We start from the raw sequence: 13,431 nt of genomic DNA on the forward strand, positions 1-13,431 counted from the left end.
CTATCTAAAGTTCATAAATGGATATTTCTCTAATAAGTAATCTATCTTGGCTACCAATGTATCTAAGAAAGCTAAGTGTTGCTCTGCAGTAGGGTTAAAGGGTCTATGGTTCAGTCCTTTTTGCACCTCATCTACTTTATGCATAATCGGATACATATCAGGATGAACCCAAGTCGTCACAAAGCGCTCCCAGATATAGTCTATCGCAAACTCATTTGGATGTAACATATCAGCTTTATAAAAACGATAATCTCTTAGCTCATCCATTACAATCTCATAAGAAGGGAAGTAACTAATTTTATCTCCACTTTGCTGATCTAACACATCGTGTAAGGCAGTAAATAATACTGACTTACTTCTCTGATTCTCTACGATACCATCTTTAAAATGTCTCACTGGAGACACTGTAAAAACAATCTGTATATCCGGATTAATAGCTTGTACTAATGTAATAATTTTAGACAAGCTAACCTTCACTTCTTCAGTACTTAATAATCTCTTTTTGAAATTACTCTGCGCTACCTTATGACAATTGGCAACAACCATTCCACTCTCGATATGCTCATATACCCAAGCTGTTCCTAAAGTGATATACATAAACGAGCTCTCTTTTAAAGCTACCTGTAAGTCAAACAACTTTACATTCAGCTTCGTCACGATATCTTCTTCTTCTAATTCATTCAAATCAGAATGTGCGATAAAGCTACTCCACACCTCGTTATGACAGAACACATCTGCACTTGTAAATTCATGCCCTTTCACCGCATACTCTAATATGCGCTCTATCGCGATAGGGTGAAACAGAATACCGAATGGATTCACCACACTTTGGAACTGATACTCTTTTAGCTTATCACTTATATTCACAGCAAAACAAGATCCCATAGATAAGATCTTATGCTCGTATTTAATTCTATCTTTTGCTACCTTAGTAGGCACTACTGTACTAAACTTCATAATCTGATGAACTCTTGAACAAAAAAAAGATTCTCATATGAGAATCTTTTTTTTCTATTATAATTACAAATATAATACTATTTCAAATAATCTTTTGCGTGAGCGATAGCGTCTGCCATACCAGCTGGATTCTTACCTCCTGCTGTAGCGAAGAACGCTTGTCCACCACCACCACCTTGGATGTGTTTACCTAACTCACGTACGATAGTACCTGCATTAAGGCCTTTGCTCTCTACTATGTCTTTAGATACATAACAAGTCAGCATTGGCTTATCATTCGCTACACTACCAAGCAGTATATATAGATTAGAGAACTCATTACCTAACTCATACGCAAGGTCCTTTGCTCCAGCAGCATCTAAGTCCACTTCTACAGCTAAGAAAGAGATACCGTTTACCTCTTGGATTTGACCTTTTAAGTCTCCTTTTAGGTTCTTTGCTTTCTCTTTTAATAATTGCTCTACTTGTTTCTTAAGTTTAGCATTCTCATCTTGAAGAGATACTACTGCTTTTAAGGTATCTTGTGGATTCTTCAATACTGCTTTAAGCTCTTTTAATGTATCTTCTTGCTCTGCGTAGAACTGACGAGCAGCTTTATTCGTAATCGCCTCAATACGACGAATACCAGCAGCTACAGCTCCTTCACTTACGATCTTGAACTGCCAGATATCACTTGTATTCCCTACGTGAGTACCTCCACATAGCTCCATACTCTCTCCAAACTTAATAGCACGTACCTCATCACCATATTTTTCACCGAATAATGCCATAGCACCCTCAGCGATAGCCTGAGCCATAGGGATACTTCTGCGCTCTACTAATGGCAAGTGATCGTGAATTCTATCATTCACAAATGCCTCTACTTGTGCTAACTCTTCTTCTGTCACTTTAGAGAAGTGAGAGAAGTCAAAGCGCAAGTGCGTAGGAGCTACTAACGAACCTTTTTGTTCTACGTGAGTACCTAAGATAGTGCGCAATGCTTGGTGTAGTAAGTGAGTAGCAGAGTGGTTAGCCATAGATTGCTTACGAGCATCTACATCTACCTTCGCTACTAGAGTTCCTTCTACATTAGCAGGAAGCTCTCTTACGATATGTAATATTAAGTTATTCTCTTTTTTCGTGTCGATTACTTGGATCGTGTCATTAGCAGATACTAATACTCCAGTATCTCCTACCTGTCCTCCTCCTTCTGGATAGAATGGAGTAGAATCTAACACGATTTGGAATAACTTACCATCTTTCTTACTATCAATCTTTCTATAACGAGTGATCTTCACTTCATTCTCTAACTGATCATATCCTACGAACTGCTCTACATTTCCTGACACTAATACAGTCCAGTCATCAGTAGATACTTCTGAAGCCGCACGAGAACGTGTTTTTTGTTCTAACATTGCTGCGTCAAAACCAGCTTCGTCTAGTTCATACCCTTTCTCTCTAAGGATAAGCGCTGTCAAGTCAATAGGGAAACCAAAAGTATCGTATAGTTCAAAAGCCTTCACTCCTGATACTACTTTACCTTCTGTTTGTTTGATTACATTGTCTAATAAATGTAACCCTTGCTCTAACGTTCTTAAGAAAGAAGTTTCTTCTTCTTTAATCACGTTTTTCACTAATTCTTTTTGACTAGTGATTTCTGGGAAGAATGCTCCCATCTGTGTACTTAACACCTCTACTAACTCATAGATGAATGGTTCTTTCTTATCTAAGAACGTAAATGCATAGCGAATAGCACGACGTAAGATACGACGGATCACATACCCTGCTCCATTGTTAGAAGGCAACTGCCCATCTGCAATAGCAAAGGCAACTGCTCTTACGTGGTCAACGATAACGCGGATAGCGATATTAATCTTCTCTTCCTCATCATCTTTTGCTTTCATTGTGTATTTACCACCTGTTAGCTCAGATACTTTAGCGATAAGTGGAGAGAATACATCTGTGTCATAGTTAGACTGTACTCCTTGAAGCACCATACATAGACGCTCAAACCCCATACCTGTATCTACGTGCTGAGCAGGTAACTTCTCTAGCGAACCATCCGCTTTACGGTTAAACTCCATAAATACGTTATTCCAGATTTCTACTACCTGTGGATGATCTCCATTCACTAATTCTCTACCCGCTATCTTTGCCTTCTCCTCAGCACTACGGATATCTACGTGTATCTCAGTACATGGTCCACAAGGTCCTTGATCTCCCATTTCCCAGAAGTTATCTTTCTTATTCCCCATCAGGATACGATCCTTGCCGATTAGGGTACTCCAGATATCATAAGCTTCTTGGTCAAAAGGAACGTTCTCCTCTTCGCTACCTTCAAATACAGTAACGTATAAAATATCTTTAGGGATGTTATAAACTTCAGTCAATAATTCCCAAGCCCAATTGATAGCTTCCTTCTTAAAGTAATCTCCGAAACTCCAGTTCCCTAGCATCTCGAACATCGTGTGGTGGTATGTATCGATACCTACCTCTTCTAAGTCATTGTGCTTACCAGACACGCGAAGACACTTCTGTGTATCAGTGATACGGTTACTTTTAGGCTTGGCGTTTCCTAAGAAATACTCTTTAAACTGGGCCATCCCAGAGTTATTAAACATTAAAGTTGGATCGTCTTTCAGAACGATCGGAGCAGAAGGCACTACCATGTGACCTCTTTCTTCAAAAAAGTTTAAAAACTTCTGACGAATTTCTTGTGATTTCATATCCTTTGGAAACTAATTTATTCTTTTATATTCTTATTATTAAGTTATTCGGTTAGTTGTTAAACATATTATAAATTAACGAATAACTAGCTTTTATTTTATTCTCTTTGGCACTTAAACTATCATTATAACGAAAACATTTTTTAAATTTGTTAGCTAACCAATGACAGCACTTCTTATAAGATACAAAAAAGATAGTGCAAAAATAGTGTTTTTTTAAAAATATGGCTAAGGTAAAATATTATTACGACCCTGAAAAATTAGCGTTCCTTAAAATACGCCCTAAAAAGTTTAGACAGATAGGTAATATACTCTTGTTTTTACTAACAGCAGCTATTTTTGGAGTGCTTGGATTAATCTTTTTAATTAATAGTGATATCCTACAAACTCCTAAAGAAAAGAAACAAGCTAGAGAAATAGCAGAATTCAAAACTAACTATACTCTTCTAAACAAGAAGCTTGACCTGATCACAGAGGTACTAGACGAACTAGAGGTGCGAGATAACGATATTTATAGAGCTTACTTTAATACCGCGCCTATCCCTGATGAACAACGCAAGTCTGGCCTAGGAGGTATTAATAGATATAGATCATTCGTAGGGCTTAACAACGAAAAGCTGTTGACAGAAACGAATGTGAAGATGGATCAACTACTGAAACAAGTAGCCATACAGTCCCAATCCTTAGATGACATCATCGCACTAGCCAAGAAGAAAGAAGAATTCTTATCCTCTATCCCTGCGATACAGCCAGTGAAGAATGAAGATCTAAAGAGAATGGCATCTGGATACGGATATCGTAGTGATCCCTTTACTAAAATCAAGAAGTTCCACGCCGGTATGGACTTCTCTGCAGAGGTAGGTACTCCGATATACGCTACTGGAGACGGTAAAGTAATCCGTGCTAACAATGAACTATCTGGGTATGGTAACCTAATCGAAATAGATCACGGATATGGATACCTAACTAGGTACGCTCACTTAAGCAAGTATCAAGCACGCGCTGGACAGTCTGTTAAACGTGGAGATATCATAGGATATGTAGGTAGTACTGGGCGTAGCTCTGGTCCTCACTTACACTATGAGGTACACTACCAAGGGAACGTAGTCAATCCACTGAATTACTACTACGGAGAAATCTCTGCTAAAGAATTTGAACTTCTATCACAAGAAGCTAACCAAGAAAACCAATCACTTGACTAATGGAATTAAACTTACCTGATAAACGATACTATAGCATTGGCGAACTTGCCAAGGCATTTGATGTAAATGCTTCGTTATTGCGATTCTGGGAGAAAGAATTTGACATTATCAAACCTAGAAAGAATGCAAAGGGAAATCGAATGTTCACACCTCAGGATGTGCAAAATCTTCAACTCATCTATCACTTAGTGAAAGAAAGAGGATTCACACTAGACGGTGCTAAAGAACACATGAAGAAGAATGCAAAAGACATTATGGATAACTTCGAAATCATACAGAAACTCGAAGGAATCAAAACAGCGCTACTGAATATTAAAAATGAACTCTAAATAACAAAAAAATCAAAATGAAAAAAGCTTTACCAATTATCATCGTACTTGTAGTATTAATCGGAGGATACTTTATGTTATCTATGAACTACAACAACTCGGCTCTAGTACACAAACAGGCTACAGATAAATCTTGGGCTGATGTGCAAGGGGCTTACCAACGTAGAAACGACCTTATCGGAAACTTAGTAAACACAGTAAAAGGGGCTGCTGACTTCGAAAAATCAACATTAGAAGCTGTAGTAAATGCGCGTGCAAAAGCAACTTCTGTAAACATAGATCCAAGTAATATGACTCCTGAAAAGTTTCAAGAGTTCCAACAAGCTCAATCTGGTGTATCTAGTGCATTAGGAAGATTATTAGTAACTGTAGAGAAATACCCTGATTTAAAAACAAATCAAAACTTCTTAAAACTACAAGATGAACTAGCTAGTACAGAGAACCAAATATTAACTCAACGTACTCGTTTTAATGACGCTGTAGCTGTATATAACAGTTATGTACTTAAGATGCCTAATAAGTTCTTCTTAAGCGATTATAAAGAAAGACCTTACTTCCAAGCAGAAGCTGGAGCAGAGAAAGCACCTGAAGTAAAATTCTAAAAAACTATAAAATGGATAGACTAAGAGAGTTTTTAACCAAAACGGATGAAGAAGAAATTGTTCTTGCTATAACTCAAGCAGAAAAGAATACTTCTGGAGAGATTAGAGTACATATCGAAACGACTTCTAAAAAAGATCCTTTTGAAAGAGCTCAGGAGGTCTTCTTTGAATTAGGCATAGATAAGACAGCTGCTAGAAATGGTGTGCTGTTTTACATCTGTATTAACTCTAAAGCATTCGTGATACTGGGTGATCAGGGAATAGATCATAAAGTTAGATCAGATAACTTCTGGGAAGGAACCAAAGAACTAGTGATTAATCACTTCAGACAAGGTCTGTTCAAAGAAGGATTAGTCTATGGGATCCTAAAAGCAGGAAGTCAACTAAAAGTACACTTCCCTTCACTTGAAGAAAATAAAAACGAATTATCAAACGAAATTTCAAAAGCATAAATCAATGATCAAGCTATTACTAAAAGCATATCATTTCATAACCTTGATTATAATTCTATTATTATCACAGGTAACTTATGCTCAATTAGACGTCCCTAAGAAACCCTCTTTCCAAACTTCTGTATACGACTATGCTACCATATTAGAAGCGAATCAAATGAAGCAGCTAGAGCGCAAACTCATTGCTTATAGTGATTCTACTTCTACTCAGATAGTACTAATTACCATTCCATCTCTAAAAGGAGAAAACATTGGTATACTAGGACCTAAATGGGGACAAGAATGGGGCATCGGACAGAAAGGGAAAGACAATGGTATCGTAATCCTTATGGCGGCAAAAGAACGTCAGATCGGTATCTACCCTGGTTATGGAGTAGAACACCTTATCACAGCCGGACAAGGAGGAGAGATTATCCGTAATATCATTATCCCAGAGTTTAAGCGCAATGATTATTACGCAGGATTAGACAAAGGGACAGATGCCATCTTCCAGCTATTGACTGGTACATATAAGGCAGACAAGACCGTTAGAACAGATGGTGATAATAGCATCGGTGGTCTAGCGTGTTTAGGAATCATTATACTGATCATCGTACTGACTATCGTATTCGGTAAGAAAGATAACAATGGAAGAGGCGGGGGTAATCATCGCTCACGTGACTTTGGAAGTAGCTTACTAGACATCCTTGTATTAAGCAGTCTTGGCCGTGGAGGCGGAGGCGGCGGAAGCTTCGGTGGCGGTGGTGGTTTCGGAAGTGGAGGCGGTGGCGGAGGCTTCGGTGGAGGCTTTGGCGGCGGTGGGTTCTCCGGAGGAGGATCTAGCGGTAGCTGGTAGACATACGTCATTCTAAACATATAAGCAGGTAATATAGTAAGTGCTAGTCGCTTCTACATTGCCTGCTTTTTTTATGCACTCTCGCTCGCTGTCTTTACAACACAACTATTTTACACCTCCATACTGACTCCGTTATTTCTCTTGATACTACGGAGTCAGTACGGATACATAACGGACTCACTACGGACTCAAACCGCACAAGTCAAAAAGGCAAGTCGAGTATAACTCCTATTCTAGCTATACTCGACTTGCCTTTACTATATTTTCTTGTATTTTACTTAAGTCCTTTTTTTAATACCTCATCACACGCATCGGTCTAGAAACTCCTCCTCTTCCTCTATTCCCTCCTTTTTTAGTTCCTGCGAACTCATTAAGCTTATAAGTCAATGAGAACATCACATATCGCTTCAGTACTAAACTCTCAGAATCCACTATCTGCATTGGGTCTATAGTACGTGTACTACTTGTATTCTGATTTAATACATCATACACTTTCACCTTAGCACTGAATTTGTCTTTATAGAAATCATACGCTAGACTAATATTCCACATATAGAAATCCTTCTTAAATCCTTTAGCAATCTGTGAATTATAATTATAAGCAAAGTCGTTACCAAATGTAACCTTCTTCGGCCAATACGTTGTAGTCTGTATATTAAATCTATGTGTAAAGTTAGAAGCCTTATCCACTGAAAAATTAGTATAACTCGTTGTATTATAATTATAGTTATACGATGGTTTTATAGACACCCATTCTCCGTAATCATAGGTTAGATACACACGTGGCCCCATCGTATTCCCTCTAGCCGTATAAGTCTCTCCGTCTATGTACCCATTGCTAATGGTCTGATTATATCTAAACATAATACCGTATCTCAGCGCATGCTCACCCCACTTACTATTCTTAAACCAGTCAGCTGTAACTCCCCATTGGTAGTTCCCTTGTATATTCTTATACGTAGAGATAGCCTTCTTATCCTCATCATAGATTACAGATCCTACTATACTATTATCAAATATTCCTGCATTAGCCGAAATACTATATCCAGCACGAGTCTGAAAGTTATACGAACGGTAGCTAAGATTAACGTTATGCTGCCCAGTAGGCTTCAGATCCGGGTTACCGATCGTAGTCGTTAATGGGTTAGAGATATCTGTGATATCTAGTAATTGGCTTGCACTTTGATAATTGACATTATATCGATAGATACCGAATAGACTCTTATCCTTCGTCAGTCTATAATTAATCATAGCATTAATATTCGGGTCGATGTAGTGTTTATCTAGACTATACCACTTCGCATTATAAAGAGCAGTAGCTGTATTCTTAACGATCTGAGTCCTCGTCGAAATATTAATATTGTACTTATTCTTATTCAACGCAAAGTTTACATAAGGAGACACCTTATTCCCAATATCCGTATATCTATTTGTCTCTAGTACATTGACATCAGTATACCCCTGCTCTGTCTCATTATAGTTAAACACTTGCAGATCGTTAATGCTCTGATTTCTACTCCAGTCCACACCTATAGATACTCTTAATGAATCTGTAATCGGCTGTGTGAATTCTACAGATATACCATAACTATCCGTAGTCGTATAATTCTTTCTGTACTGTCTACGCCAATCGTCTTCTGTCTCTGATTGAAAAAACTGCGTCAGAGATTCGCTCAATGCATTATTTGTAGCACTCCTATTACTATTATTAAAACCTATACTTAGATATTGTCCCTCTTTTTTAAACTTGCGTGTATACTGTGCAGATGAACTAAAACTATCTGAGTTTCCTCTAGATGATGAGTGAGCATTGCTACTATTCAGTTTTTCTCCATGCTCATCATAAGATACTTGATTGCTCTCACTAGTCGAATAGGTGTGATCTGTACTAAAATGAGGGCTAAAATAGAAAGCGTCTTTCTCTCCCATATAGTCTACAGATACATTCCCCCTATGCCCTTCATTCCCTCCTAGGGAAGAAGAATTAGAATCTGTGCTAAACTGCCCTGAAGGCAAAAGCTTAGTACTAGACGACTTATTAGCTTGTTCTGTCTCTGCAAAATTATAATCGTAACTACCATTAACCTTCAGCTTATCAGATACATCTTCTACAAAGTTTAGCCCCAACATACGCGATTCTGTAAGCCCGCCTCTAGAGCGCCCCGTACGCATATTATCAAATACCTTGTCCATAGAGAATCCGACAGCATTGATATTATTAGCAGATCCTATCAGACTAATCTTTCTACGCTTATTAAAGGTGTTTAAGAACATTCCTGCTTCATAGTGCTCATCAGTACCATATCCTCCTGATACTCGCCCAAAGTGCCCTTTATTCTTATCTTCGTCTATTGTGATATTGATACTCGCATCATCTGTTCTACTGCGTTCACCTGTGAATTTTTCTTTCTTAGTCTTTTTTTCAGTTACCTGTACTTTTTGGATAATCTCAGCAGGTAAGTTCTCTAGTGCTATTGCTCCATCTTCGTTAAAGAAAGGTTTGCCATTGACTAAGATTTCATTGACAGGCTTACCATTGACCGTGATCTTTTTATTCTCATCTAGCTGCACCCCTGGTAGATTCTTTAAAAGCTCTTCAAGATTAGCATCAGGTCTTACCTTAAACGAAGCAGCATTAAACTCTAAGGTATCTTTCTTCATACGAATAGGCGGAGCATCGGCTACAATCAATACTTCGTCTAGCTGATTGCCATATTCTTTAAGAATAAGTGTCTTAAGGTCAACATTATCTTGTACCCCATTTTCAAACTTCTTAGCATAATCTTGGTACCCTACCATAGAAAGCTTGAGCACTGAAGGCTCAGATAGCTTACTGAAGGCTAGCTTAAAGTTACCTTTGACATCCGTCATGGTGTACTCCACTAGTGTCGAATCTTTCTCTTTCGATAGATATACCGTCACCGCTTCTATCGGCTGTTTTAAACTATCTACTACAGTCCCAGTAATATTCACAGTACTCTGTGAATACATATTCACACAGGAGATTAATAGTAGTAACGTCAATAAGTTTCTCATAAAAAAAGCGGTCAATGTTATTACACAAAGACCGCTGTTATATATAGAATATATTACTTACTATTTCTGACGGAAATAAATATCGATAGGCACACCACTGAAGTTGTACATTTCTCTTAACTTATTCTCAATATATCGTTTGTAAGGGTCTTTGATATATTGTGGCAAGTTAGCAAAAAATACGAATTGAGGTGTAGCTGTAGGCAATTGCATACAGTATTTTATCTTGATATATTTTCCTTTAATTGCAGGAGGTGGCGTATTCTCTACGATAGGCAACATCGCTTCATTAAATTTAGAAGTCGAAATTCTCGCTTTTCTATTTTCATACACTTCCACAGCAGTCTCTAACGCTTTTAATAAACGCTGTTTAGTCACTGTAGATGTAAAGACAATAGGCACATCTGTAAATGGCGCGATCTCCTCACGGATTCTATCTTCAAACTGTTTAGTAGTCATAGTATCTTTCTCTACTAAATCCCATTTGTTTACAAGGATAACGATTCCTTTTCTATTCTTCTCTGCTAACCAGAATATATTCTGATCTTGTCCTTCGAACCCACGTGTAGCATCTACCATAAGGATACATACATCACTGTGCTCAATAGCTCTCACAGATCTCATCACTGAGTAAAACTCTAAATCTTCTTTTACTTTTGACTTTCTACGGATACCCGCCGTATCTACTAAGTTAAAGTCAAAGCCAAACTGTGTAAAGCGCGTATCAATAGCATCACGTGTAGTACCAGCAATATCTGTAACAATATAACGATCTTCACCAATAAGTGCATTGATAAAGCTAGACTTACCAGCATTAGGACGACCTACAACACAAAAACGTGGTAACTCTTCTTCTTCTGTCTCTCTTACTTCTTCTTCTGGCAATGCAGCTACTACAGCATCTAATAGATCTCCAGTACCACTTCCACTCATCCCCGCGATAGGATATATCTCCCCTAAACCAAGGTTATAGAACTCGAATGTGTCATCCATACGCTTAGCACTGTCCACTTTATTCACAGCGACAAAGACAGGTTTAGTTTCTTTGCGCAATAGACGAGCTACTTCAGCATCCATAGGTGTAATACCTTCTTCTACATCTACTACAAATATTACTACGTCACACTCTTCAATAGCTAAAGAAACTTGACGTCTAATCTCTCCTTCAAATACGTCGTCAGATCCTTTTATATATCCTCCAGTGTCAATCACTGAGAACTCTCTTCCATTCCACTCTGACTTGCCGTAGTTTCTATCACGTGTCACTCCACTAACCGAATCTACGATGGCATCTCTCCTTTGAATCAATCGATTAAAAAAAGTTGACTTTCCTACGTTTGGTCTACCAACTATGGCTACTATACTACTCATAAATATTTTAAATATGTCGCAAAGTTAGTATTTCAATGCGATATTTTAATGATTATTTTATTATTCCTTATTTCTTTTGATTATATCCGAAACGACGCAATTGATAGTCACTCGATCTCCAATCTTTATTCACCTTTACGAATAGTTCTAAGTGAACTTTCTTCATAAAGAATTGTTCCATTTCTTCTCTAGCAGTTATCCCTACTTTCTTTAAAGCAGCCCCTTTATGTCCGATGATAATCCCCTTCTGACTATCGCGCTCTACCATAATTACAGCCTTGATACGAATGATATTCTCTTCTTCTTTAAACTCCTCTGTCTCTACCTCTACAGCATAAGGCACTTCCTTATCATAGTTAAGCAAAATCTTCTCACGAATAATCTCGTTCACGAAGAAACGCTCTGACTTATCTGTTAGGGCATCTTTAGGGAAATACGGTGGAGATACTGGCAATAGCTCGATGATACGATCATATACAGCCTGCGTATTAAACTTCTCTAAAGCAGATATAGGGAATATCTCAGCATTAGGAACCTTCTCACTCCATAGGGTTACTTGTTCTTCTAATTGTTCTTGATTAGATTTGTCTATCTTATTAAGAAGCAACATTACAGGTACTTTAGAGTTGTTAATTCTAGCGAAAAATGCTTCGTCTTTTAATTCTCTCTCGCCTATCTCTACCATATAAATCAATACGTCCGCATCCTCAAAAGCAGATTTAACGAAGTCCATCATTGATTCTTGTAATTCGTATGCAGGCTTGATAATACCAGGCGTATCTGAGAAAACGATCTGATAATCATCTCCATTTACGATCCCTAATATTCTATGTCTAGTAGTCTGTGCCTTAGAAGTGATGATAGACAATCTCTCACCTACTAAAGCATTCATTAGTGTTGATTTACCTACATTTGGATTACCAATAATGTTAACGTAACCAGCTTTATGCGTCATATTATTTAATTTTTTCGGTAGCAAAGGTAGCTTATATCAATGACATAGGAAAAATTAAATAAAATTTATAACAACACTTTATATATATTTAGCTTTTAAAATATAGATAAACAATTAGCCTATCTGAGGTTATATACTTAAAATAGAAGAGAACAAATGATAGAAGAGAACAAAAAACATTGGTCTAAAGTAGAATACCTACACGAGACAGTAAAAAATCCTAACATACATATCAAGGGAACAACAAGTTATTACAGCAATGCCTGGACAGGTAGCTTTGAAGATAGTGTAGTACGTTACCTATATGGAGACGAATACAGTCTACAAACTTGGGAACCACTATGGCATATAGATCAGTTATACATAGGATCCCATGTCTGTATAGCAGCGGAAGTCGTTATCTTAATGGGAGGGAATAATACGCATCGCACAGATTGGTTTAGTTTATACCCTTATCTAGATGTGATACAAGAAGCATATCAAGCAAAAGGAGACACTACGATAGGTGATGGCGCATGGTTAGGTATGCGATCTATGATAATGCCAGGCATTACCATAGGAGAAGGGGCTATTATCGCTTCGGGTGCTGTCGTTATAAAGGATGTCGAACCGTATACTATCGTAGCTGGTAACCCTGCAAAGCCAATAAAACAGCGCTTCTCAGAAGAAACAATAAAAAAGTTACTGGAATTAAAAATTTATGATTGGTCAGAAGAAAAATTGAATCATCTGCTTAAACACCTATGCAACAATAACATTGAGGCTTTAGAATTAGCTCATTCTAAGTACACACAAGGCTTACAATCAAAATAAAAGTAAAATAGAGCGAATTATTTTAGGAACTCATTTGTGAGTTCCAAATATTCGTTCTATATTTGCACCACAATAACGCGGGATAGAGCAGTAGGCAGCTCGTCGGGCTCATAACCCGAAGGTCACAGGTTCGAGTCCTGTTCCCGCTACTAAGTAAAAGCCACTTCTAACGAA

Annotated in this window: 11 protein-coding genes and 1 tRNA gene; 7 read left to right on the forward strand and 5 right to left on the reverse strand. The window is 37.8% G+C overall.

Features of this window, described 5'->3' with window-relative positions; all coding sequences use genetic code 11:
- On the reverse strand, positions 1-957 hold the full coding sequence (locus AABL85_RS04440) for a GSCFA domain-containing protein (protein WP_341309319.1): 957 nt from the start codon (positions 955-957) through the stop codon (positions 1-3).
- Between the two features lie 77 nt (positions 958-1,034).
- Positions 1,035-3,662 carry an alanine--tRNA ligase gene (gene alaS / locus AABL85_RS04445; protein WP_341309320.1) on the reverse strand — a complete coding sequence of 876 codons (2,628 nt, stop codon included), beginning with the start codon at positions 3,660-3,662 and terminating at the stop codon, positions 1,035-1,037.
- Between the two features lie 224 nt (positions 3,663-3,886).
- Between alaS and AABL85_RS04450 the strand changes: the two genes are divergently transcribed.
- Genes AABL85_RS04450 through AABL85_RS04470 form a run of 5 tightly spaced genes read left to right on the forward strand, consistent with a single transcriptional unit; the run spans position 3,887 to position 7,082 of the window.
- Positions 3,887-4,864: a M23 family metallopeptidase gene (locus tag AABL85_RS04450; protein WP_006259637.1), complete on the forward strand. Its 978-nt coding sequence runs from the start codon at positions 3,887-3,889 to the stop codon at positions 4,862-4,864.
- Positions 4,864-5,193 (forward strand): MerR family transcriptional regulator, encoded by a 330-nt coding sequence (locus AABL85_RS04455; protein ID WP_006259638.1) that lies wholly within the window; start codon positions 4,864-4,866, stop codon positions 5,191-5,193. The genes AABL85_RS04450 and AABL85_RS04455 overlap by 1 nt, the downstream gene beginning before the upstream one ends.
- A 17-nt stretch (positions 5,194-5,210) precedes the next feature.
- On the forward strand, positions 5,211-5,795 hold the full coding sequence (locus AABL85_RS04460; protein WP_131540264.1) for a LemA family protein: 585 nt from the start codon (positions 5,211-5,213) through the stop codon (positions 5,793-5,795).
- Positions 5,796-5,806: 11 nt separating this feature from the next.
- Positions 5,807-6,247 (forward strand): TPM domain-containing protein, encoded by a 441-nt coding sequence (locus AABL85_RS04465; protein ID WP_006259640.1) that lies wholly within the window; start codon positions 5,807-5,809, stop codon positions 6,245-6,247.
- Positions 6,248-6,251: 4 nt separating this feature from the next.
- A complete protein-coding gene (locus AABL85_RS04470) occupies positions 6,252-7,082 on the forward strand; it encodes a TPM domain-containing protein (RefSeq protein WP_006259641.1) in 831 nt (276 codons plus the stop codon).
- 291 nt (positions 7,083-7,373) lie between these two features.
- Here AABL85_RS04470 and AABL85_RS04475 read toward each other — a convergent pair whose 3' ends face one another.
- The 3 genes from AABL85_RS04475 to era all read right to left on the reverse strand — a co-directional run bounded on the left by AABL85_RS04475 (position 7,374) and on the right by era (position 12,444).
- Positions 7,374-10,073: an outer membrane beta-barrel protein gene (locus AABL85_RS04475; RefSeq protein ID WP_341309354.1), complete on the reverse strand. Its 2,700-nt coding sequence runs from the start codon at positions 10,071-10,073 to the stop codon at positions 7,374-7,376.
- Between the two features lie 105 nt (positions 10,074-10,178).
- Positions 10,179-11,489, reverse strand: a complete 1,311-nt coding sequence (der, locus tag AABL85_RS04480; RefSeq protein ID WP_131540265.1) for a ribosome biogenesis GTPase Der — start codon at positions 11,487-11,489, stop codon at positions 10,179-10,181.
- 67 nt (positions 11,490-11,556) lie between these two features.
- Complete coding sequence (gene era / locus AABL85_RS04485; protein WP_006259644.1) at positions 11,557-12,444, reverse strand: GTPase Era; 888 nt, start codon at positions 12,442-12,444, stop codon at positions 11,557-11,559.
- Positions 12,445-12,600: 156 nt separating this feature from the next.
- Here era and AABL85_RS04490 point away from each other — a divergent pair, with 156 nt between their 5' ends.
- Positions 12,601-13,257, forward strand: a complete 657-nt coding sequence (locus tag AABL85_RS04490) for a CatB-related O-acetyltransferase (RefSeq protein ID WP_131540266.1) — start codon at positions 12,601-12,603, stop codon at positions 13,255-13,257.
- Positions 13,258-13,333: 76 nt separating this feature from the next.
- Positions 13,334-13,406, forward strand: a tRNA-Met gene (locus AABL85_RS04495).
- Positions 13,407-13,431: the final 25 nt, after the last annotated feature.

This window comes from Myroides odoratimimus (assembly GCF_038039805.1).
Lineage (GTDB): Bacteria > Bacteroidota > Bacteroidia > Flavobacteriales > Flavobacteriaceae > Flavobacterium > Flavobacterium odoratimimum_B.

Bases quoted from the DNA above. Each gene is read 5' to 3' on its own strand.
- AABL85_RS04440 (WP_341309319.1), bottom strand. From the start codon at position 957: ATGAAGTTTAGTACAGTAGTGCCTACTAAGGTAGCAAAAGATAGAATT.
- AABL85_RS04490 (WP_131540266.1), top strand. From the start codon at position 12,601: ATGATAGAAGAGAACAAAAAACATTGGTCTAAAGTAGAATACCTACAC.
- AABL85_RS04455 (WP_006259638.1), top strand. From the start codon at position 4,864: ATGGAATTAAACTTACCTGATAAACGATACTATAGCATTGGCGAACTT.
- era (WP_006259644.1), bottom strand. From the start codon at position 12,444: ATGACGCATAAAGCTGGTTACGTTAACATTATTGGTAATCCAAATGTA.
- AABL85_RS04465 (WP_006259640.1), top strand. From the start codon at position 5,807: ATGGATAGACTAAGAGAGTTTTTAACCAAAACGGATGAAGAAGAAATT.
- alaS (WP_341309320.1), bottom strand. From the start codon at position 3,662: ATGAAATCACAAGAAATTCGTCAGAAGTTTTTAAACTTTTTTGAAGAA.
- AABL85_RS04450 (WP_006259637.1), top strand. From the start codon at position 3,887: ATGGCTAAGGTAAAATATTATTACGACCCTGAAAAATTAGCGTTCCTT.
- AABL85_RS04470 (WP_006259641.1), top strand. From the start codon at position 6,252: ATGATCAAGCTATTACTAAAAGCATATCATTTCATAACCTTGATTATA.
- der (WP_131540265.1), bottom strand. From the start codon at position 11,489: ATGAGTAGTATAGTAGCCATAGTTGGTAGACCAAACGTAGGAAAGTCA.
- AABL85_RS04475 (WP_341309354.1), bottom strand. From the start codon at position 10,073: ATGTATTCACAGAGTACTGTGAATATTACTGGGACTGTAGTAGATAGT.
- AABL85_RS04460 (WP_131540264.1), top strand. From the start codon at position 5,211: ATGAAAAAAGCTTTACCAATTATCATCGTACTTGTAGTATTAATCGGA.